The organism is Hippea alviniae EP5-r (assembly GCF_000420385.1).
Taxonomy (GTDB): Bacteria; Campylobacterota_A; Desulfurellia; order Desulfurellales; family Hippeaceae; genus Hippea; species Hippea alviniae.
The window spans coordinates 905126-928294 of sequence record NZ_ATUV01000001.1 but is presented as its reverse complement, the minus strand read 5'-3'; the positions used below and the strand labels follow the sequence as shown (position 1 = coordinate 928294).

16 protein-coding genes are annotated in these 23169 nt (G+C 36.5%); 6 read left to right on the top strand and 10 right to left on the bottom strand.

Going from position 1 to position 23169, the window contains the following annotated elements; genetic code table 11:
• Nucleotides 1-14: 14 nt before the first annotated feature.
• Nucleotides 15-632, top strand: a complete 618-nt coding sequence (locus tag G415_RS0104820) for a hypothetical protein (protein WP_022670478.1) — start codon at nt 15-17, stop codon at nt 630-632.
• 32 nt (nt 633-664) lie between these two features.
• Here G415_RS0104820 and G415_RS0104815 read toward each other — a convergent pair whose 3' ends face one another.
• The 9 genes from G415_RS0104815 to hrcA form a co-directional block, all read right to left on the bottom strand.
• Nucleotides 665-6733 (bottom strand): vWA domain-containing protein, encoded by a 6069-nt coding sequence (locus G415_RS0104815; RefSeq protein WP_022670477.1) that lies wholly within the window; start codon nt 6731-6733, stop codon nt 665-667.
• A 257-nt stretch (nt 6734-6990) separates the two neighbouring features.
• Entirely contained in the window at nt 6991-7611 is a 621-nt protein-coding gene (locus G415_RS0104810; protein ID WP_022670476.1) for a hypothetical protein, read from the bottom strand.
• Nucleotides 7608-8906 carry a sodium:solute symporter family protein gene (locus G415_RS0104805; protein WP_022670475.1) on the bottom strand — a complete coding sequence of 433 codons (1299 nt, stop codon included), beginning with the start codon at nt 8904-8906 and terminating at the stop codon, nt 7608-7610. Before G415_RS0104805 ends, G415_RS0104810 begins: the two co-directional genes overlap by 4 nt.
• Entirely contained in the window at nt 8891-9652 is a 762-nt protein-coding gene (gene mazG, locus G415_RS0104800) for a nucleoside triphosphate pyrophosphohydrolase (RefSeq protein WP_022670473.1), read from the bottom strand. Before mazG ends, G415_RS0104805 begins: the two co-directional genes overlap by 16 nt.
• A 5-nt stretch (nt 9653-9657) precedes the next feature.
• Nucleotides 9658-10935 carry a DUF445 family protein gene (locus G415_RS0104795; protein ID WP_022670472.1) on the bottom strand — a complete coding sequence of 426 codons (1278 nt, stop codon included), beginning with the start codon at nt 10933-10935 and terminating at the stop codon, nt 9658-9660.
• Entirely contained in the window at nt 10932-12026 is a 1095-nt protein-coding gene (gene dnaJ / locus G415_RS0104790) for a molecular chaperone DnaJ (protein WP_022670471.1), read from the bottom strand. Before dnaJ ends, G415_RS0104795 begins: the two co-directional genes overlap by 4 nt.
• 140 nt (nt 12027-12166) lie before the next feature.
• On the bottom strand, nt 12167-14068 hold the full coding sequence (gene dnaK / locus G415_RS0104785; RefSeq protein ID WP_022670470.1) for a molecular chaperone DnaK: 1902 nt from the start codon (nt 14066-14068) through the stop codon (nt 12167-12169).
• A gap of 3 nt (nt 14069-14071) precedes the next feature.
• Nucleotides 14072-14644: a nucleotide exchange factor GrpE gene (locus tag G415_RS09885; protein ID WP_022670469.1), complete on the bottom strand. Its 573-nt coding sequence runs from the start codon at nt 14642-14644 to the stop codon at nt 14072-14074.
• A 10-nt stretch (nt 14645-14654) separates the two neighbouring features.
• Nucleotides 14655-15662: a heat-inducible transcriptional repressor HrcA gene (hrcA, locus tag G415_RS0104775; RefSeq protein WP_022670467.1), complete on the bottom strand. Its 1008-nt coding sequence runs from the start codon at nt 15660-15662 to the stop codon at nt 14655-14657.
• 468 nt (nt 15663-16130) lie between these two features.
• On the opposite strand from hrcA, the gene G415_RS0104770 reads away from it, so the two are divergent.
• The gene (locus G415_RS0104770; RefSeq protein ID WP_162138537.1) at nt 16131-17765 is read left to right on the top strand and encodes an HDOD domain-containing protein; all 1635 of its coding nucleotides are present in this window, start codon (nt 16131-16133) and stop codon (nt 17763-17765) included.
• The gene (locus G415_RS10725; protein WP_022670465.1) at nt 17762-19219 is read left to right on the top strand and encodes an HD-GYP domain-containing protein; all 1458 of its coding nucleotides are present in this window, start codon (nt 17762-17764) and stop codon (nt 19217-19219) included. The genes G415_RS0104770 and G415_RS10725 overlap by 4 nt, the downstream gene beginning before the upstream one ends.
• Here the strand turns inward: G415_RS10725 and G415_RS0104760 are convergent.
• Nucleotides 19190-20191 carry a glycosyltransferase family 9 protein gene (locus G415_RS0104760; RefSeq protein WP_022670464.1) on the bottom strand — a complete coding sequence of 334 codons (1002 nt, stop codon included), beginning with the start codon at nt 20189-20191 and terminating at the stop codon, nt 19190-19192. The genes G415_RS10725 and G415_RS0104760 overlap by 30 nt on opposite strands.
• 58 nt (nt 20192-20249) lie before the next feature.
• Here G415_RS0104760 and tsaE point away from each other — a divergent pair, with 58 nt between their 5' ends.
• The 3 genes from tsaE to pilB are packed head-to-tail and all read left to right on the top strand — an operon-like array spanning nt 20250 to nt 23156.
• Nucleotides 20250-20663, top strand: coding sequence for a tRNA (adenosine(37)-N6)-threonylcarbamoyltransferase complex ATPase subunit type 1 TsaE (tsaE, locus tag G415_RS0104755; protein ID WP_022670462.1), 414 nt, complete (start codon nt 20250-20252; stop codon nt 20661-20663).
• A complete protein-coding gene (gene aroE, locus G415_RS0104750) occupies nt 20647-21468 on the top strand; it encodes a shikimate dehydrogenase (protein WP_022670461.1) in 822 nt (273 codons plus the stop codon). The genes tsaE and aroE overlap by 17 nt, the downstream gene beginning before the upstream one ends.
• Nucleotides 21465-23156 carry a type IV-A pilus assembly ATPase PilB gene (gene pilB, locus G415_RS0104745; RefSeq protein WP_022670460.1) on the top strand — a complete coding sequence of 564 codons (1692 nt, stop codon included), beginning with the start codon at nt 21465-21467 and terminating at the stop codon, nt 23154-23156. Before aroE ends, pilB begins: the two co-directional genes overlap by 4 nt.
• Nucleotides 23157-23169 lie beyond the last annotated feature (13 nt).

Here is a 23169-nt window from a genome sequence, read left to right as displayed (position 1 = left end):
AAGGGAGGTGAAGCGTGAAGAAGCTGATTATAGGTGCTGCTATAGTTGGTCTTTTGGGTGGTGTAAGTTATGCTAATGAGTATCCAACGGGTGGTATGCCAGCTATGCCACCGGGTGTTAGCATACCTTCAATGGGGACAAATCAGGCAGCTCAAAAACAGTTTAATGAAAAATGGAAGGTTCCGAGTTATAAAGAGGTGTGCGAGTATATAGTTGATGTGGAAGGTTGGCAGGCAGAAAAATGTTCTGGTTCAAACATGAAGACTCCAAACGGTGAGCTTGTCGCGGTTGAAAGGGATTATACAAGCGGCAATAAAAAAATTGGCATTACCGTATTAAATGGTTCTATGGTTCTTATGAGCTGGGCTCCGTTTTCTCAGGGTGTTACCGTTGATTCCGACAAGGAGTTTTTAAAAGCTTTTGAAATGAACGGTTATAAGATAGGTATCGGTTATGACAAGATAGAGCATAGCGGGACGATAGTTGTGCCTCTTCTTAAAGCTGAGGAACTCAAAAACGAGCCTGCTTTTGCCATGCTTGGAGCGAATTTTGAGAATATGGATTACAAAGAGGCTTTAGATTTTATCAAAAATTTCGATTTTGAAGCGTTAGAATCACTCTTTAGAAAATAATTCAAAGGGTGGCTTAGCCACCCAGTCTTTTGTTATTTGAAGTAATAATCCACTCCGTCCTTGTATCCGTTTGTGAATCCGAGATACTTCTCTTTGAGCTTACCTTTCAGACTATCAAGTATTTTGTTTATGTCTTTTTCATTAAGCATATCCTGAACATCATCGCTTGAAAACCCCCTGTTTTGTGCATCTTGAGCTATCTCTTGTTCTAACTTTTCCTTACTAAATCCGCCATATTGCATTTTATCAACTCCTAAGGCACCAAGCACATCGTGGTCTAAAATTACTTTTTGAGCTTTTTCTAAGTCTGGTTTTAATCTTTCACCACCTTCAAGAACTGCGGTTAAATAGTTTGCAAGCTGTCTTGCAAAGGCATGAGCCTGTGTTTTTATATCTTCCCAGTTATCAAGTTCTAAGGAGAAGGCTGCGGTTGACCAGACAGATGTCTGAACACCCATCCAGAAGCCGACCATGTAATCTGCAAGCTGAGCTATCTCGTCGTTTGCTATGATATGTTCTGTTATGCTGCCTTTTTCTCCCGTATCTAAATATGAGAATACCTTATAATCTTCGGTTATCTCAAGCCATGCGGTTTTGTAATATTTGCCAAACTTTAAAGGTTTTGTCGGGAAGATGACAAAATTATCGCAATCTTCAAAGTGTTCAACTATCCAGGCAGGATATCCTTCTTTTTTCAGTATTTTTGAAAACTCTTCTAACTCTTCTGGATCTAAAAACAGAAACTTCGTATCTTTTGGCAAAAGTCTCATAACATCGACGGCGTTGAATCCGCCCGGTAGGGCAAACTTCTCGAGTCTGGTGTAATAGAATCCGGCCATAATATTAAAGCTATGAATCGCTTTTTTATCTCCTTCAACATAAGGGTAGGGATTCAGTATATCTATCGTAGCTATAGGTTTTTTCATTTTTAAACCTGTAAACATCGTGACGATAACAATTCTTGGATTTTTAACTCTTTTTAGCTTGATGTTGAGTTTGTCTGCAATCTTTTTCTCATAGGCCGTTTGAGATGAGACAAAACGGGTTATGACGCCTTCAGAAAACCACTTAAGAGAAGATATTATATCCGGGTTTGGCGTATCTTTGTAAATTGTTGTCCATTTTTTTTGAAGCTCTTTTACCGCTTTGTTGTCTAAATCGGGCGTGTTTATTGCAACGGTGAAGAAGTAATCTTCCAGTAGCTGATTGTTGCCGAGCTCTCTAACGGTTTTGAAGTCTTTATCGGGCGTGTAGAATTTTAGCTCTATCCTTAACGGTTTGTATTTTGTTAACTCTAATGACTCTTCGGATACTTTTCTTCCGATAGGTGAGTCTATAATGGCTTTTTCAACCACGCCTTTTGATGGGTCAAATACCTTTGCAAAGCCTATATTAATAAATCCCATGCTCAAATCTTTGAGTCGATACTTCTCCGAAATTAGTGTTATGGTTTCTGTCTTTTCTGACTCTTCCGATGCGAGTGCGCTTGCCATCTCTGATAGAGCTTCGTTTCTTGATGATGAGAGTTTCTCGGCAACAACGGATACTTCGACCGTTGCTGTTGGGTATGAGTCTGAATCTGCTTCTTCTTCGTTTTTAAAGTATGAGTTTATCTCGTATTTCTCTTTGAAGAATGGTAAAACGAGCGTGTGTCTATTGCCGTTGTCATCTTCGTATTGGATTGCAGGCAGTTCATTTAGGTTGCACCTATATGGCTTGAAAAAGTTGCAGACGGCTTTTTTACCCTTTTCGGTTAAAGAGAGCGTTAGGCGTTTTGTTAAAAATCCTTCTCTGTTTAATACAAGCCAGTTCATGTACGCTATCTCGTTTTCTGTTGCCCATCTTTGGGTTAAGACGGATTCAGGCGAGTATGTTGTTTTCCATGCGTCCCAATTTGACGGTATGAGCTTTATGTTTTTTAATAGCTCTTTTAGCTGGCTTATGTTTTTTATGCCTGACCACTCTTTGCCGCCAGCGGTTGTTATATTCGGCGGGTTTATGTTTATGCCTGCAGAGCTTTTATCAAGGGATATGGACGCTACTTTTATGCTTCCGGGTTTTTTGAATCCTTCTGCTTCCCTTATTGCTTGAAGTCTGTTTACTGCTTCTGTTAACCTGTCCTGAAAATCCGAATCAGTTGAGTATTCCGTAATTTTAGCAAGCAGGTCATAATCTTTAAACTCTTTTGTGTTTTTTATTCTGAAGTGCAGGTTCTTAAAGATTGGCGATGAGAGCGTGTAATCTTCCGGTTTTGTTTTTTTGTCAAGTTCAAAGATAAGAAACCCTCTTCTTGTCTGGCCGTTTATGACAAGTGTTTCATAACTGAATTCCGTTATGAAATTCTTGAACGAAGGCTCAACATCTCCTGGTGTTGGTGCTACTCGGTTAAACCCAAAACTTGCAAGACTTTTTGAGTCTGTTGTATTTTTCTCGATGGATGACTGAAACTCGCCCTTTAGTCTCTTTTTTGCTTCTTCTGTTATGTTTAAGCCAAGGAAATTAACCAATGATGTTGAGAAGTTGTCTTTTTTGTCCTTTAGGGTTAAATCTACGATTAGCGAGTTGTCTGGCAAAAGACTGCTGTTTTTTGATACATAAATGTTGTTTACATAGAGCTTTATTCCTTCTGCTTCTGCTTCTGTCAGTGGTTTTGGCTCTGTTTTCTGGCTGTTTTTGACATTTAAGATTTTTGCACCGCCTTTTAAGTCAACAACAAGAGAGAACGGGTTGTCTTTTAGTGTCTTTGGTATCTCAAATGCAAGAGCTATCGTATTAAAAGAACCCGGCGTTATCAATCTTGGTTTATAAAGTCCAAACGGTATGTCCTTGGTTATAGGATGGAGTTTGAAGAAAAAGTCTCCTTTGTTTGTCGAAATGGCAAGGTAAAATCTCTTTTGTGGATTTATCGAAAGGTGAGCTTGAACCTTTGAGATAAGATTGCATCTTGCTATTCTTATTAAGGTTTTTTCATTTGTTTCAAAGTTGTTTATCTTTGTTGTGTCGGTATATCCTATCATCCTTAGAGAGAATGTATCCGATAGCTTTGCTGTGGGCTGTTTGGGAAGGTGTAAAATCTTCTCTTTTGTTATCTTTGCCGTTCCGCTTATGGGCAGGATTATGTGTCCGTATGCCGTATCGTAAAGCTCAAGTGAGCTCTGTTTCATAAACTCATCAGGCACCATAAAGATGAGCGTGCCTTCAACTGGATGTTCTGGCCTTATGTATATCTCGTTTTCGCCTGGCAGAATTAATGGCATCTGGGCTAAGTATGTCGCTTCGGATACGGGAAACGATTGATTATTGTTCCATTTTAAGAATATATGCAGTCGTGCATCGGGTATGAGATAATCCGGTATTTTCTCTATTGTTCTTGCGCTTTTTTCGGAGTTGTTTATCCAGCTTGCAGGGTGAGTTGAGCCGTTGGGATAAACAACAACCTTCTGTGGTTTTAGTATGTTTTCGAATTTTACTATCATTGCCATGAATCTTTTGCCGCTTTCTGCTTTTACGCCTTTTAGTTTGCTTAAAAAGACTATCTCTTTTACAGTCATCTTTACTGCCTTGTTGCTTGCCGATATGTTCAACGGAATGCGTTTTAAAACCTGAACCTGCCTGCCTATAGCATCGCTACCACTTATGAATCTTCCTATTGTTCCGTCGTATGGTTTTAGTTTTTCTGTTTTTTTGTAGGTTATGCCTTCTATCGCCGCTGTTTTTTCGCTTTTGCTCTGTTTAAATGGAATAAGTGTTGCCGTTGTATAGAAGTGAATTCTTCCGTACCTGTCTGTCTGTTTGTATATCACCCTTAATGTGTGGAGATTTGACTGTTTTGATTTGGCTATTTTGTCGGATAGTTTTTGCAAGGCTTCGCCTATCTTTTCGCAGGATGGTGTTATGACATAGCTGCCGTTTGAAAGTTTTGCCACATCTTTGAATATCTTTTCGTTTTTCTCATTTACCATGCCTATCCATAGACTTTTGATTCCGTCGTCTTTTATCTTTTTGAGCAGTAGATTCAGGTTGTCTTTTTGTGATTTCTCGACATTAAGAGCTTCGTCCGTTAAATAGATTAGATATTTGTTTGTCGATGGGATGGCATGCAGAAAATCGTATGCTGCCTTTATCGAGCCAAATATGTTTGTTGAGGATAAATCTTTCATCTCTGATATACCCTGAAGCAGGGCTAATTTGTCGTTTGTTAATACCTGCTTTACTTCAACATCGTTGCTGAATATAAAGAGTTGAACAAGATAATCTTCAGGCAGACTCTCTATAAAACCTGCCAGTATTTCCCTTGTTTTTTCCATCTTCTCTTCCATCGAGCCGCTGTTGTCTATCATCATTGCAATTATCGGGACATCGGAATCTAAGGTGTCCTTTGGTCTTTTGTATGTTATTCTCCACTGATGACCAAGATTGTTTTTTATGCTTTCAAATACACTTTTTAGAATTTTGGAGTCTTTTGCATAGTAATACTGGCCTTTTCCAAGAGTTGCTATTCTTGAGAGTGTCTCTTTATCTGGGTTTTTACCAAAACCTATCGTGAATGTAGGTATGTTGGACTCTTTTATTAAATTCAATACTTCCTGTTTTGTCGCTTTGCTCTGCCTTGCTGTGTCGTTATAATTTGAATCCATACCGTCTGTGAATACGATTAGGGTTGGTCTATTTTTGTTTTTTAATGTTTCTATGCCTAAGACTATTGCATCGTAAAGTGCAGTTGCACCGCCGGATTTTACTCTTTTTAAAGCTTTTAAAGCCTGAGATGGTGAACCTTTGCTTATAAGTTTTGGTTTTGTGTCAAAATCTATCAGATAAACTTCTGAGTTTTTCGGCAGACCTTTTATAAACTCTGCTGTTATTCTTTTTGCCTTTGCCATCGATTTTCTCATTGAGCCTGACGAATCAAGCAGAATGGCAATCTGTGGCGGAGTTTTTAATCTCTCGATGGATAGGACTTCTCCTTTTTTGCCCGACTCAAGTATCTCAAAGTCGTTTTTATCTGGTTCATAGCTCTCTTTGAAGTTTAGAAGTGAGACATCGATGGTGAGTCTGTTGTTGTCTTTCGGTAAGACTTTTAAGATTTGCAATTTTACATTGTCTTCGGATTCAAACAGATGCTTCATTGCAGCAGGCCAGCTTACTGTCGTCAAATATCCGCCAAAAACGGGTATGAGATGACTTTTTAGCGTTGTTAGGTTTATCTGGTTTTCTTCAAATGGTTTGACTTCGATTGTCCATCTGCCTTCTGGCAGCCAGAATATCGTATCTCCGTTTGGCGTTAAATCGCCGCTGTAGTCCCTTTCGGTTATATTCGGGTGATATATGCTTACACCTTCCTGTGGCTTTACAACGGCAGAGCCATAAGGCACGTTTTTTAGAATTATGCCGCCTATTTTATCAGAATTATTTAGTTTCTTTAAGTTGCCATTTTCTATTACCTGTATTTTGAATTGTGCAGGGTATTTTTTTGATGATAGGGTAGCAGAGCATAAAAATACTCCTTCAAGCTGTGGTAGGTCGTATAACATGTATTTTGTTGAATATTCTCCGTTTAATTCTTGATTATAGTGGATGGTTTTTTTTAGTTTACCATGCTTTATCTCGCCTTCAATCTCTATATCAAGCCTTGAGTCTTTTGGAATATTTACTATGAGACTTAGGAATTTATCTTCTGGATGCTCTAAGTAAAAATAGATTGGATTGTCATTTTTTGCTTTAAACTCAATCGAACTTCCGTTTTTAAGTATAACCTGCCTTGCTATTTTTAGTTGATGTTCGTTGTTAGGTGAAAAGTCTATCCATATGTTCTCATCTTTTAGTTTTTTTACTGCAAAGAATCCGCTCTCTTTCTCTTTTATTTTAAAACCCAGCTCTTTAAATAGGTTTTTTATTTCTTTATTTTTATCTCCTTTGCATTTGAAAATGTATCCGTATATCCTTTTTCCGAAAAAATATTCGCTGTCGATTGATTTGCTTGTATTTTTACAGAAGCCGATTTTTGTCAGATTGTCTTTGAAGGGCAGTTTGTAATAATCAGCTGAGAAAGAGTTTACAGAGAAAAATATAAAAAACAGAATCAACAACACCTGCCGTCTCATGTTTCCACTCCTTCAATATTTTTTAAGTTATATATCAAAAATTTATCTATTTGTAAACTTTTGATAACTGCTTGTGAAGACTGTTTTACGGTTTCTTTTACCATACAAAAGAGTTTTTATGGAAAATATAGGTAATTCTGTTGAATCTGTTGAGTGGTATTGAATTGTTTGTCTCCCTTCAGCTTTCCGTGTCAATCTCTCTTTTTTAGAATTGAAAGATCTCGGAAGCGATTTTTATTTGAATTCTGTTTTTTGAGTTAAAAATCAACCGAGAAGTATTTGAGTATCTTGATGTAGGCGTCTCTTTCTTCATCTGATGGTTTGTTCTTTGATTTGTAATCAAGTTTATTGAAGAAGTTTTCAAGTAAACTGGAGCTTTCATGAAAAAAGTCCAATGTTTTTTTTATGAGCATCTCTGATAGATTTGGGTTAGAGATTTTTAAAACAGCAAAGAGATGTCTTCTGCATAGAAGGGCGGCCGATTCAAAATATGCTTTTTGTATGTCTTTATCCTTTACAAACTGTTCAACGGCAAGCTCTTCTATCCTTTTTTCCTCTAAACATAATCTACATTCGAATGGCTGATTTAGAAGTTTTTTTCTTTTTCTGGGATTTGTTTCTTTAAGAAGCATAAGGAATTCAGCATCGTTTTTTATTAAAAACTCAAATGTGTTGTTTAATTTGTCTTTCAATCTCTCTATTTTATCTGCATGTCTTTTGCAGATAAAGGGTGCATCTTTTAGAGCTTTAAGTGACGAAATCTCGTGATATCCTTCGCGTTCAAACCACCATAGGAAGTTGTCAAACTCCATTGAGATTGTTCTGCATATCGGACATCTATTTTTATTTAGACTCTCTTTTAATGTTAATGTTATCATCTCAACGCTATGCTTATTAAAATGTAAAAAAACGGCGCAATGAAAATGATAGGTTTGAGTTTGTTTAAAATTTCCTCATCTTTTATCAGGATTATGAAAAGTAGTGGAAGGAATACCGCAGAGCCCCTTATGCCCATTGAGAGATAGCTCCAGCTTAGAATAGCGGAGTGAAGTCCCGTAACCACTAAAAACATGGATGATGCAAGGACTAAAAAACCTGTGGTTTTTATTTCTCTTATTCCTTTTGATGTATTCTTTTTTATAAGGCTTTTTAATACGTCAACATATAGGTTGGTTGTTACTCCAAGAGTCAGACCCGAAGCCGTTCCCAGTGTTATTATCGTTAGAAACGATAAAAACAGAGCGGTGAGTATGGGGTTAAAGTAAAATTTTAGGAAATACGGAAATACAACAACAGTGTTGTTTATTAGTTCTGGATGGTGAATTCTCATATACATGCCGACCAGTATTCCCATAAGCCCGATTGGTGGAATTAATAGGGCACTTAAAAAAGCTCCGTTTCTTGCCGTTCTGACATCTTTGGCCGAGAATATTGCCTGTAGATAAGTTTGGGTTGAAAGAACGCCTATGACCATTGCTATCATGTCCTGAATTGCTTTTGATTTGCCGTATGAAAAGATACTAAGCATGTTTTTATCCGGCAATGAACCGATTAGATTTGATATTCCGTTTTGTTTTATTATTACTATGGACGCGGATAGTAACATTAAGATATACAGCATGAATGTTTTTATCTCCCCTACCAGAGAAGAACTTACTATTCCGCCGCTTAAAACAAATATCAGTATCAGAATAAAGGTTATTATCATGCTTGTTGTTGCATTGAAACCGAACACTGTCTCTATGATTGACATGGCGGCTAAAAACTGGGCTACTATGTGTATATACATACCTATAGAGCTTAATACGCTTGTATAAACCCTTGCTTTATTTCCAAATCTATTGCCTATAAACTCCGATACGGTTACCACCTCTTCGCTTCTGAGCGCTTTTGAGAAAAAAGCTCCCAAAAAAAGACAAGCTACTCCGCTAAAAAGGGTGAATATCCAGGCTGCCAATCCGTACATATATGCCAACTGAACGGTTCCTATTGTTGCTGCTCCACCAACCAGTGTTCCTATTATTGCATTGGACACTCCGAAAGATGTTAGTTTTCTGTTTGCTATAGTGAAATCCTTTTCGCTTTTTACGGATTTAGATTTTAGTATAACAAAAAAAGAAATTATGATGAGCAGTATTACAAATAATAACCTGGTATTTATGATTTCTTGCATTTATCCCACAACTTATCCATCTCTTCTAAGTTTGACTCGTTCAGGTTTTTGTTTTTCTCTTTTAGTTTATCTTCTATGCAGTTAAATCTCTCTTCGAATCTTATATTTGCTTCTCTTAATGCTTCCGATGGGTCTATTTTGTTTAATCTTGCAAAGTTTATCAAAGCAAACATTAAATCGCCTATCTCATGTTTTAACTCTTTTTCGTTTCTGGCTTCTTTTAGCTCGTTAAACTCTTCTTCGACCTTTTTAAAACACTCTTCTGGGCTACTCCAATCAAAACCGACTTTGGCGGCTTTTTTCTGCAATTTATACGCCCTTTCTATTGGCGGGAGTGAAGGCGGGACAGAATCAAGGTAATGTTTTGGTTTTTCTTTCTTTTCGTTTTCTTTTATCTTTTCCCAATTCTTTAAAACTTCGTCTGCATTTTCAATTTTGACATTGCCGAACACATGCGGATGTCTTCTTATCAGTTTATCGCTTATACCGTTTATCATATCGTCTATGCTGAATAGGTTTTCTTCTTCTGCGATTTGAGAGTGAAATACGACATGAAGCAGCATATCTCCTAATTCTTCTTTTATATTTTCTATATCCTTTCTATCCAATGCGTCGATAAGCTCGAATACTTCTTCTATTACATTCTGTTTTAGGGAGTAAAGCGTCTGTTTCCTATCCCATGGACAACCATTCGGAGACCTTAATCGTTTTACGATATTGACAAGCCTGTCAAAGCTTTCGCTCATTTTTATCACCTCAATATGAGTTCTATTATGCCTATTAAGAATCCTAAAATGCCGCCAAATAGGTTTATGTATTTAAACTGCTCTTTGCTTATGTTTAAAACAATCTCTTCAACTTGTCCTATATCAAGGCTCTTTAGTTTCTTTTTTGCATTCTCGGATATGCTGAAGTCGAATATCTTTTGACTCTGTCCCTTTATAATAATCAGCAGATTGTTTATTATGTATCTTGACATTTTCTTTTTAAATTTCGGATTGATAAACTCTATAACATCTCCAAAGCTAATCTTAGACATATTCAATTTTAAAAATGCTATGGATTTTCTTGCGAGTTTTTTACTATCCAATAGTTTTAATATCTCGTTTTTTATCTTTTCTTTTAGATTTAGGTTATCTATGATGCTATCAAGTTTTTCTGTTAATAGTTTTCTTGTATCTTCTAAGTTGTTGCCCGTGTATTTTATTAAAAACTCTTCTAAATTGAGTTTAAAAATGTTCTCATCCATTGACTCTTTTATGCTTTTTACAACACGCTTTTTTATCTCTTTATCCTTGAGAAGAGCTTGAAGTTTCTCTATGATTATCTCTATGATTCTGTCGTTTTCTTCGATTAGTGGTGCAAGCATGGAGACGAAGCTTGCCGTTAGTATGTTAGACTCATCGATGTATGAATCCAAAGATTCAACAATTTTTTTTCTGATAATCTCTTTTATTTTTGGGTCATCTAAGCTATCGGATAGTCTATTTAGCGCTTCTATTGAGAGAATCTCTATATTTGAGTTTATCTTCTCTTTTGTTTTACTTCCAATCAAACTCTCTACTGTTTCAGTTTTGTCTATCAGTAAAAAGGCATTGTAAGTTATGTAATTTATATCAAGTGTAATGTCTGATATTTTCTCATCAATGAGCGGTTTTAATTTTTCTTCTATTAAGCTTTCTATGATTGGTGTGAATTTTTTGTATGGGATGTTTAACGAAGATAGCTTTTTTTCAAGTAGTTCATTTAGAAGTTTATCTGTGTAATCATACAGGAATATTCTGTTTCTCTTTGAATAAATGTATCGTATTAGTTCATCCTTATTTATAATCTTTTTCTCAACGACATCGGCTATCTTCTCTATGATTTCGTCTCTTTTTTTCGGGATTAATCCCGGCGTAAACGGCACTCTGACTTTGCCAATATAATATGGTTTTTTTGGATAGAAGAGCATTTTTATTGCTACATAGTTTGTGAAGTATCCTATGAAAGCACCAATTAAAGGCAGTGAGACTACATCTATGCTCATTTGAATAGGTTTTTCACCTTTTTGAATAGCGAATCTTGATAGTTGATAGTTTCACCTGACTCTTTTGCAAACTCTTCGAGTAGCTCTTTCTGTCTTTTTGATAGTTTTTTGGGTATTATGACTTTGATTTTTACTATCTGTTTACCCTTTTCTCCGTTTAATTCGACGCCTCTGTGTTTTAGGATGAATGTATCTCCATGTTGTGTGCCTGGCGGGATTGTTAGTTCTGTTTCTCCCCAGATTGTTGGAACCTTTATCGTTGTTCCTAAGGCTGCCTGCGTTATTGAGATTGGCACTTCGACGATAATATCTCTGCCTTTTCTTTTGAAAAACTCATGCTCTTTAACATGAACATAAATATACAAGTCGCCGTTTGGTCCACCATTTATGCCTTTATTACCTAATCCTTGAACCCTTATAATATCGCCATCGTCTATGCCCTGTTTTATGTTTATCTGGAGTCTTTCTTCATCATAAACATAGCCTGTTCCACCACATTCGCTGCACTTTTTTGTTATTATTCTTCCAGTGCCATTACATTTAGGGCAAACCCTTCTAACTGATAAAAAACCTTGAGAGTATGCTATCTCACCTGTTCCATGACAGTATGGGCACATCTGTATGCCGTTTTTGTCGGCACCCGTTCCATTACACTTTGGACATGTTCTTCTTCGTTTGATTCTTATCTCTTTTTTTGCACCGAATACAGCTTCTTTAAAGTCTATCGTCAGGTTGATGCTAATATCTTCGCCTTTCTGCGGTCTTTTCTTTCTTTTGTATGAGTAATCACCAAATAAATCACCAAATACACTTGATAAGTCTTCAAAAAGGTCTTCAAAAACCGAACCAAAATCATAGTTTGCAGAGAAGTCTGCATCACCAACCGTGCCAAACTGGTCGTATTGGGCTCTCTTTTTTGGGTCTGATAAAACAGAGTATGCTTCGTTTATCTCTTTGAACTTCTCTTCGGCTTCTTTGTTATCTGGGTTTCTGTCTGGGTGGTATTTGATTGCAAGTTCTCTGAAGCGCTTTTTTATCTCTTCTTCTGTTGCATCCCTTGAGACGCCCAAGATTTCATAATAGTCCTTCATTTTGGAGCCTCTTTAAGTGAAAGAATTTGCTCATTTTCGAGCGTGCTATTATAACAAAACTTTTATCCTTTTTTCATTAAAAAAACAACCCAACCGCTGCCATCCAACGGTTGGGTTGAGATGGTTTTTGCCTTTTCTAATTATTTGTTTTCGTCTTCAACTTCGGCTTCAACCACTTCTTCGTCTGAGCTGCTTGAAGAAGTTGAAGACGATGACGTTGTGCCGCCTTGAGAACCTTGAGCTTTCTTGTAGGCTTCTTCAGCTAACTTATGCGACTTTCTTGCAAGCTCTTCCATAGCTTTTTCTATTTCTTCTTTCGAGTCGCCTTCCATTGCTTTCTTTAGGTTGTCTATAGCTTCCTGAATCTGCTTCTTCTCATCTTCGCTAACTTTGTCGCCAAAGTCTTTTAAGCTCTTCTCTGTCGAATATATGAGAGAGTCTGCCTTGTTCTTGGTTTCGATGAGTTCTCTTCTTCTTCTGTCTTCTTCTGCATGGGCTTCAGCTTCTTTGACCATTCTTTCGATTTCTTCTTCGGTTAAGCCGCTGGAAGCTGTTATTCTTATGCTCTGCTCTTTGCCTGTTGCCTTATCCTTTGCTGTAACATTGAGAATACCGTTTGCGTCTATGTCGAATGTTACTTCTATTTGTGGAACACCTCTTGGTGCTGGTGGAATGCCAACAAGCTCAAATTTGCCGAGTGTCTTGTTATCCTTTGCAAGTTCTCTTTCACCCTGCAAGACGTGTATTGTAACGGTTGTCTGGTTATCTTCTGCAGTTGTGAATATCTGACTTTTTTTTGTTGGTATTGTGGTATTTCTTGGGATTATCTTTGTCATTACGCCACCGAGAGTCTCTATACCCAAGGAGAGCGGCGTTACATCAAGCAGTAATACATCCTTTACTTCACCCTTCAAAACACCACCCTGAATTGCAGCACCTAAGGCAACAGCTTCGTCTGGATTGATGTCTTTTCTTGGTTCTTTACCGAAGAACTCTTTTACTACTTCTCTAATCTTCGGCATTCTTGTCATACCACCGACTAAGATTACATGGTCGATATCTTCAGGCTTTAGTCCTGCATCTTTCAAAGCCAATCTGCATGGCTCGAGTGTTCTTTCTATCAAAGGCATTACAAGTTGCTCGAACTTTGCCCTTGTTATCTTCATTACAAGGTGTTTTGGGCCGCTTGCATCTGCCGTTATGAATGGCAGGTTGATTTCTGTTTCCATTGCGCTTGAAAGCTCTATCTTTGCTTTCTCGCACGCTTCCTTTAATCTCTGAAGAGCCATTGGGTCTTTTCTTAAATCAACGCCATGCTCTTTCTGGAACTCATCAGCAACATAGTCAATTAAAGCTTTATCGAAGTCATCGCCACCTAAGTATGTATCACCGTTTGTGGCTTTAACTTCAAATACTCCATCGCCTATCTCAAGGATGGATATATCGAATGTTCCACCACCCAAGTCATAGACTGCAATTTTTCCTTCTTTTTCTCTATCAAGTCCGAAAGCCAAAGAAGATGCCGTTGGCTCGTTGATTATCCTTAAGACATTTAAACCTGCAATCCTTCCTGCGTCTTTTGTTGCCTTTCTCTGAGAGTCGTCAAAGTATGCAGGAACGGTTATGACAACATCGGTAATTTTCTCGCCCAAATAAGCTTCTGCATCAGCTTTGAGTTTCATTAAGATTTTTGCTGAAATCTCCTGCGGTGTGTACTCCTTGCCGTCAATCTTTATTCGGCAGTCTCCATTTGGGCCTTCAACAACTTCGTATGGAAGTCTGCTTATTGCTTCTTGAGCTTCTTTTGATGAGAATCTTCTGCCTATGAGCCTTTTTACAGAGAAGATTGTCCTTTTTGGGTTTGTTATAGCCTGTCTTTTGGCAGCCTGACCGACAAGGATTTCGCCTTTATCGGTAAATGCCACAACGCTTGGCGTTGTATTGGCACCTTCTGCATTTGGTATTACGCGTGGCTTTCCACCTTCAATGATTGCCATACAAGAGTTAGTTGTTCCAAGATCGATTCCTAATACCTTTCCCATTTTTTATTCCTCCTTTTTATTATTTGTATTATTTTTTTCTTCTTTTTTGCCTGCACTAACGATAACCTTTGCAGGCCTGATGAGTTTGTCTTTGTAAATGTATCCCTTTTGAACAGTTTGTATTACTGTATCCTTAGGCAGCTCTTCTGATTCTTGAATCATTAAAGCATCGTGAAGATTAGGATCAAATGTCTCTTTGTCAGGTTTTATCTCTTCGACGCCGTGTTTTTTAAGCATATCTTTGAATGATTTGATAGAAAGCTCAATGCCTTCGATGATGGCATCCTTGTGCTGATAAGCCATCTCAATGGCTTTTTCAAGGTTGTCGAGTATTGTCAAAAAGTCGTTTATTATAGCTCTTTTTGCTGACTCTTTTGCATCTTCTATCTCTTTAATCATTCTTTTTCTGTAATTGTCAAAGTCAGCAAGCAGTCTTAGGTATTCGTTTTTGAGTTTGTTGTATTCTTCTTCGTAATTGGGCTCTTTTGTCTCTTCGTTCTGCTTATTTTCTTGATTTTCTTGAGCCTGTTCTTGTTGCTGTTCTTCTTTGAGCTGCTCTTTCTCTTTTTCGCTCATTTTTTCCTCCCTATGCGTTGATAATCTCATTTATTTTCTTTTTGGCTGATTCAACGATGTTTAAAATCTCCGTATAATCCATATTTATCGGACCAACAACGCCCACCACACCAACATTGATATCTTCGTATTTATAAGCCGATGAGACAAAGCCTATCTCTTCAATGCCTTCTATAGGCAACTCATCTCCTATTAAGATGATACGCTCGCTGTTCATAACGCTTCTTATAAGCTCAAGCATCGTTTTTTTGTCTTCAAGCGTTTTTACAAGTTTTTTGAGTTTCTCCAAGTCATTTTGAAACTCTGGATATTTAAAGATGTTCTCTATGCCGTCAATCATGACGGTTGGTTTTTTGGCTTCTTCCATCAGTTTATTAATCAACGCTTCGCAAGTCTCTTTTTTGCTGTTTATGTAAGCTTGTAAGTCTTCGTTTATCTCTTCTAATGTTCTATCTGCATACTTTTCTGTTATATACTCTGAGAACTCTTTAAGCTCGTTGTCGTTTAGTTGCTTATCTGTTGAGACTATCTTTGTCTCTATTACATTCCTGTTTGAGACGATGACGCTCAATATCTTGTTTTCACCTATTTTTACGAACTGTATGTTCTTTATTTTTGTTTTTGAAAAGTCAGGCATTGTTATTAAGCTTACAAGCTCGCTTAGTGAAGACATGGTATCTAATATTCTGTTCATTTTCTCATCAAGAGAACCAAAAGCACTTCCCAAAGGCAATCTTTCAAACTCTTCTCTGAGCTGTGGATTGAAGTTTGACAATATCATATCCAAATAAAACTTGATGCCTTTGGGTGTTGGTATTTTACCGCCTGAAGTGTGCGTATGGGTTAGATAACCCATCTCTTCCAAGTCAAGCATTACATTTCTCATTGTTGCTGGAGAAAAGTCAAGGTTGTATCTTTTTGTTAAAACCCTTGAACCTGCTGGCTGTTTGTTCTTTATATAATTATCAACTATAACACTTAACACCAAAATTTTTCTCTCGTTAAGTTTCTCACTCATTAGCACTCACCTCAATAGTCTGCTAACAAAAATAGTCAAAAATCTGAAATTGTCAAGTTTTTGATTCTTTTTTATTGTAGCGGATAATAAGTAAAGGCGAATTTTTAAACATTATATATTGATTAACATCAATAATAAAAATTTTTCTTTACATTGGTTTGAGATACGAATATATTATATTATATGGAACTTGAGAATAGACTCGTAAAGTGTAGTTGTGGTTATTATAATCCTATAAGTGCTAAAGTTTGCGCTTTTTGTGGCAAATCTCTCCAGAAAAACGAGCAAAAGAGTGCTATTCTCGTGTTTGAAAATGAACGTAAAAGTTTTCCTTTGATACGCAAGATAAAAAAACAGGATATTGACCTTAAAACATTCAAACCGACTACAATATTTTTACGTAACATAAATAGGGTTGATTTTCTGTTCTTTGAAATGAATCCGCAAAGTTTGCGGAATAAAGAAATTGTGGAAAGGCTTAAGAACAAATTTAAAACTGCCAAGAGTATTGCGATTGTCCAGAAAAATGAAGATTTTAAAGAGTGGAGCCTTTTAGGTATTGATTATATTGTTGATAAAGTTTCTGTTATCGACGAGATACTAACTCAAGAAAATACATATAAGTTTGAATTTGATTTACCTATCTATTCGATTAAAGAAGTAGAGCAGATTTTAAGTTCCCTTGATAAGGAGTTAAAGATAGTTGTATTTAAGTTTGATAGATTTGAGAATCCCGAGATAAAGAGTTACGGTTGGTTGCTTGAAAGTATATATAATGATTTAAAAAGGTCTGATATCTTTTTTATAGTATCTAAGTTTGGCTTTGTGATTTTGCCGTTTAATCAGGATAGCCCAAAGGGTATAGAGATACTAAAGGATAAGGTAGAATCGTTTGTTGAAAAGAAAATTTCAGATATAAAGCTTAAAACCGCAGAAGTTATAAGTTTTTATAAGAATAGCAGTCTTATCGAGTTAACAGAAGAGAAAAAGTATGCTCAGATGGATATTTTCAAAGTAGAAGAAAAGACTGAGCATCTTTCTGTTGATGACCCTTATGTAATAATGTTTGCTTTAGAAGATTTGAAAGAAGAAGCCGCGCTTCTGTTTTTCGATGCAGATTATAAGAAAAAAGTTGACCCTTTTCTTACATTGAAAATAGCCAGGAGAATTGTGGAGGTTAAAAATAAAGGTTTTTCAAAAGAAGAACTTGAAAAAACAAAGGAGAGATTCGCAGAGAAGGTAAGAATTATATCCGAGAGTTTTGATAAAACTAAGGAACGAGTATTTCTTGATAAACTCTCTGCAGAAACCCAGCTTCTTAGCCTTCCTGAAGTTCAGGCAAATATTATAATGAATTACAACGAAAACGCTTCATTCAAGAGAATAGTGAGAGAGATAGAGAAAGACCCAGCTATAACATCTAAGATTCTTAGGTTTGCCAACTCTGCATTTTTCGGATTTAAAAAAGAGATAAAGAGCGTTGAAAGGGCTGCGATTGTTCTTGGTATGGAGGAGATTTTGGGTATATCGTTAAGTGTTTCATATTTGAGTATGTTTAAATCACGCCTAACTAAAGAGCTTTACAAATACGCTATAGCCACGCTTGCCATATCAAAATATATAGAGCAGAAAGCCAATATCAATGCTTCTATTACGCTCGGTAGTGTTGTTCATGTGATAGGCAATATGTTTTATGCTCAATATATGGAAGGAGATTATAAAAAGCTTATAAAGAGAGTTAAAAAGGATAAAATAAAATACGAAAGGGCAGAGTTTGAGAGTATGCCTGCAAGGTCTTCAGAAGTCGGTTATAAGCTGTCTTCTCTGTGGTCTTTTCCAGAAAGAATAGGGCAGGTTATAAAAAACTGGCTATTCCCTTCAGTTGTCTCTAAGTTTGATACATCTTTACATCTGATACATGCATCTGCTATGATGGCAAGGGCTTTGGGATACTTCTATCCGGGATACTCTTTAGAAGACTTAAATTACTATACCTATAATCTGTTTTTTAAAAAGTTTGGTGTAAATCTCCTTTCTCTGTTTAAGAATTTTGCCGAAGAGATGAGAAGCAAGATTGAAGAGATGATGTATATCTTATCATGAGTATTCAAAAGATAATTGACTCTTTGAGTAAAAAGCATGCCCATGTTGTGGGCGATATATTAAAGACAGATAAGCTCCTTGAAGAAGATGATTTAAAGAGATTTGTAGAAGGTTTATGCACTATAGGCGCTAAGAAGATTCTCTGCATTGAAGATAATAGGGTGATTTTTTCTGGAGATGAGAAGTTCATAGGAAAAGATATATCGATTGATGAGTTTGAAGGTTTAAGCGAGATAGATAAGTATAAAATAGCAAAGAGTTTGTTTGGAGACCCTGAACTTAGAAAATTTAAGGTTTATAGGATATCTAAAAACAGTGGTTTTGTTGTTGTTTTTGATATGAATGTGCCCGAGTATCAGGTTGCTTTGGTTGATTTACTTATGAATTCAAGAAAGTGGCATACGCGGTTTGAAAACAGTGGTTTTGCACGGTTAAGGGTTGCTATAGGTTTTGTTTATAAATTAGATAAAGAAACTTATATGCATTCTTACAGAACAAAAGAGTATTCAGCTTATATAGCTCGTAAGTATGGTATAGATAAGAAAACATTGCTTGACATAAAGATTGGTGCGATATTGCACGATATAGGAAAGCTCTTCGTGCCTTTTAATATTCTAAAAAAAGAAGAGCGTCTGACAGATGATGAGTTTGAAATTATAAAACAGCATCCTTTGTATAGTTATAGAATTTTAAAGGCATTTGGTTTTGATGATTGTGTATTGGATATAGCGCTTTTTCATCATGAGAAGATTGATGGTTCTGGGTATCCTTACGGTTTAAGGGATATACCGTTGTGTGTGCAGATTGTTGCAGTAAGCGATATTTTAGATGCTGTTCAATCAAGCAGAAGCTATAAAGACAAGATGGGATGCAATGTGATTTTGGAGGAGATGAAAAAGTTTGAAGGTAAATTTGACGATAGACTTATGAAGATGGTGTTTGATTTCATAGAGAGCGATGCATTTTTTGCTTTTAAAAACAAATTCAACAAGGTCTCTTCAAGGTATTTTTCGAATTCGGAGTTAGATAACTGTAGTAATATATTTGAGAGATTGAATGTTTTGAGAAGTGAGAATACCGACCTTAAAAAAGAGGTTGAATTGTATAAGGATGTAGCCGCAAAAGTTCAAAGGAAGTATGAGGAAACCATAGAGCTTTGCGAAGGTAGAAAAAAATATAAAAACACCAAACTTGAGGCGACTGTTGATACGATTTTTAGACTTGCATCGGTTGTTGGTAATTTAAAGACCATTGTTGTTGTTGAGAATGAAGGTGTAAGGTATCTTAAAGGTGAACCTTTAAATTTTGATATTCTAAATGATATTGCGAAAGGATACAAAAGGCTAAACATAGAAGGTGTTGATTTAAAAGATAATCGCAAGGTTTATTTAGTGTTTGACAGCGAGATTAGGCTTTCTCCTTCTTTAAGGTTTACTATTGAAGGCCTGTTCTAAAAACGGTATTGCTCTTTTGAGCACATCTTTATCTTTTAGGGTTCTATAGCACTCAAGATCGTAAGGACACTTATCTGCACTTCCGCAGGGTTGACATTTTAAACCTTTGTAAATAAGAATCGTATTTTCGTTTTCTATAAACCAGCCGGCTGTTGGGCCACAGATTACGATGGTTTTTGTTTGTTGACTGACTGCAACATGTGATGCAAACGAATCGTTGCCTATGAAGAATTTAGAGAGTTTAACCAAAGCGGCAAACTGCTTGACAGAAAAAGGTTTTTCTAAGACTATAGAATCTTTTGCAAACTCTTTAACTTTGAAGGCTATAGGTTTTTCTTTTTCTGTTCCATATACGATGATTGGTGTAAGATTAAAGTGTTCTGATAGTGCTTGAGCTGTTTTGCCGAAATCTTCTGCCTGCCACATCTTATTTGGTTTTCTTGCCGTTGGTGAGACGACAAAGAATTTGTCGAATATGCCTTTCTCTGCAAGATAGTGTTTGACATTCTCTAAATCCTTGTTTGAGGAAAAGAGTTTGGGCATGAATCGTTTGGGTTTGTATATGCCAATTGCCTTGAGCATGTCTAATCTTTCGAATGCTGTATATCCGGATGTTGTTTGGTCTATTATGGTGTTGTAGTAGAATTTGTCTTTTACTTCGTCAAATGCAGCCCTTATCTTTGCTTTGGAAAAAAGGGTTATTCTTTTTGATCTTCCTGTTCTCTGAATATCCAAAACAGCGTCATATTGCTCTTTTCTTACTTTAAACCACACCTTTATCTCGTTTATTATGCCTTCTTCTATTGTGTGTATCTTATCTATGAACGGGTTTAGGCTTACTATCTCTTCTGCTCTTTTTGATGTTAAAAAGTGAACTTCAGTTTTTGGCAAGTGGTGTTTTATCGCTTCTGCTAAAGGCGTAGATAGAAGAACATCGCCCAGCTGCTTTATTTGAATAATCAAAACCTTCATCGCAGAGATTATATCTTTAATGCTTGAATTGTAAAGTTATTCATTGTATAAGTTAACTGTGAAAGCTCTAAAAACATTTCTAAGCAAAAGCGAAGAAGATACAAAGAAGGCCGCATATTGGGTTGTTGAGAATTTGGCAAAGAAGGGAAATAAGTGTATTGTTTTTTTGAAGGGTGATTTAGGTTCTGGGAAAACAAGGTTTGTAAAGTTTGCTTTGGAATCCTTAGGTATAAAGGAAGAAGAGTTTAACGGCAGTCCGACTTTTACTGTTATAAACGAGTATAGAGATGGTATTTATCACATAGACCTTTACAGGGTTGGAATAGATGAGTCTGTTGTTGAGTATTTGGAGAATGAAGAAGGGATATTTTTTATTGAATGGCCAGAAGAACTCAACATTGAGCCTGATATAGTTATCGAGTTTGAAATTGAAGGTGAACAAAGGAGAAGGATAGATGTATATTCAAGCTGATACAGATGTTTATTGCGTAATCGGTAACCCTATAAAACATAGCTTATCTCCTGTTCTACATACATACATGTTTGAATATTATGGAGTAAATGCCGTTTATGTTGCTTTTGAACCAGAAAGTGCAGCTAAATCCTTAGACGCTATTAGAGCTTTGGGCATAAAGGGTGCAAACATTACCGTTCCATTTAAGAATGAAGCTTTTAGGCATGTCGATGAGACAGATGATGATACTGCATTTCTTGAAGCTGTTAATACGATAAAAAATGAAAATGGCAAGCTTTGCGGTTTTAATACGGACTATCTTGGTTTTATGGATATGTTTGAAGAATATTCTAAGTTCTGCAGTTCTGAAGATAACATAGTAGTTGTTGGTGCTGGTGGTGTTGCTGTTTCTGTTGTCTATGCTATGTATAAATTGGGTGTTAAGAGAATATATCTTTTGAATAGGAGTTTTGAAAGGGCTAATAGGTTGAAAGAGAAGTTTGAAGGTAAGGTTGAGATTGTTTTGGGTGAGCTGCACGATAAAGATATCATTTCAAAAGCCGATATAATAGTAAACTGCACACCTGTTGGTTTAAATAGTGAAGATTTGTCGTTTGAACTTGATTGGGTTTTTGAGCCGATAATTATTGATGTTATATATTTCGATACGCCACTTATAAAAAAAGCTCAACAGAAAGGGTTGACAGCAGTAAATGGATTAGATATGTTTATTGGACAAGCTTACTACTCATTTAAAATATGGACAGGGATAGAGTTTGACAAAGAGAACGCAAAAATGCTGTTAGGGGATATAGGGCTATGACTACATTATTGGGGCAATTATTATTATGGAATAAAGTTATAACACAGGAGCAGTTGGAAGAAGCTTTAAAAGAGCAAGAAAGAACTAAAAAGAAATTAGGGACTATACTTGTTGAAAAGGGATTTGTTGACGAGAAGACGCTTAATGAGTTTTTAAGTAAACAGTATGGTGTTGATAGTATAGATTTGAGCTCCATAGAAATTCCAAGAGAAGTTATAAAAAAGGTTCCAAAAAACATCGCTCAAAAATACACACTTATACCTGTTGAAGTTGATAAGAATAAGATAAAAGTTGCAATAGCAGACCCAACCAACATATTTGCTTTGGACGAAGTAAGATTTATAACAGGTTTAAATGTTACGCCACTGTTTGCTAACGAGCGTTCTATAATTAGGGCAATAGATAAGTATTATGGAACGACAACTGAGCTTGAAGAGATTGCAGATACCCTGAAAGAAGCCGAAGATGTCAATGTTTTGAAAGAAACTGAAGAGGAAGTTAATGTTGAAGATTTGGAAAAATCAGCAGAAGAGGAACCCATTGTTAAACTCGCAAACACGATACTCGCAAGGGCAGTTTCAAGTGGCGTTAGCGATATTCACATAGAACCTTACGAAAAGGAACTAAGAATAAGGTATAGAATAGATGGAAAATTAAAAACTATAATGACATTTGCAAGGACAATGGCGCCAAAACTTGTCTCAAGATTTAAGATAATGTCTAAGTTGAATATAGCCGAAAAGAGACTTCCGCAAGATGGTAGAATAAGGATGAGAAGTGCAGGTAAGGATATAGACTTGCGCGTATCAACTCTACCAACGATATTTGGTGAAAAGGTTGTTATGAGAGTTTTGGATAGAAGCAGTGTTAAGGTTGAACTTGAACAGCTCGGTTTTGAATCAAACGATTTATCTCGGTATCTTGCGGCTATAAAAAAACCTTACGGTATGATTTTGGTTACAGGACCAACAGGAAGTGGAAAGACGACAACTCTTTATGCATCTTTGAATAAGATAAACAGGGAAGATGTTAATATAATGACTGTCGAAGACCCGGTTGAGTACAATATTGAAGGTATAAATCAGGTGCATGTTAAAGAAGATATAGGTTTAACATTTGCATCAGCTTTAAGGAGTTTTTTACGACAAGACCCAGATGTTATAATGGTTGGAGAAATAAGGGATTCAGAAACTGCTGAGATAGCAATTAGAGCAGCTCTAACGGGACACCTTGTTTTTTCAACTCTGCATACGAATGATGCACCATCAACTGTCATGAGATTGGTTGATATGGGTATAGAAAGATATCTGATAGCTTCGTCTCTTATTCTAATTTTAGCCCAAAGGCTTGTCAGGAAGATTTGTCCATATTGCAAAAAAGAAGTGTCAATACCACCAGCAGCTTTAGAAGAGATAGGTTTTACCAAAGAAGAAGCTCAAACCGTTAAGATTTATAAGGGTGAAGGGTGTGATAATTGCAACGGTACTGGATATAAGGGTAGGGTAGCTTTGTATGAAGTTATGCCTATATCAGAGAAGCTAAGAAGGATGATATTGGAAGGTGCATCAACGGATGAGTTGAGAGATCAGGCTATAAAAGAAGGAATGTCAACATTGAGAATGAGTGGTTTAAAGAAGATAAAGGAAGGTGTAACAACAATCGATGAAGTAATGAATGTCACCTTCTAACAAAAGGAGGAAA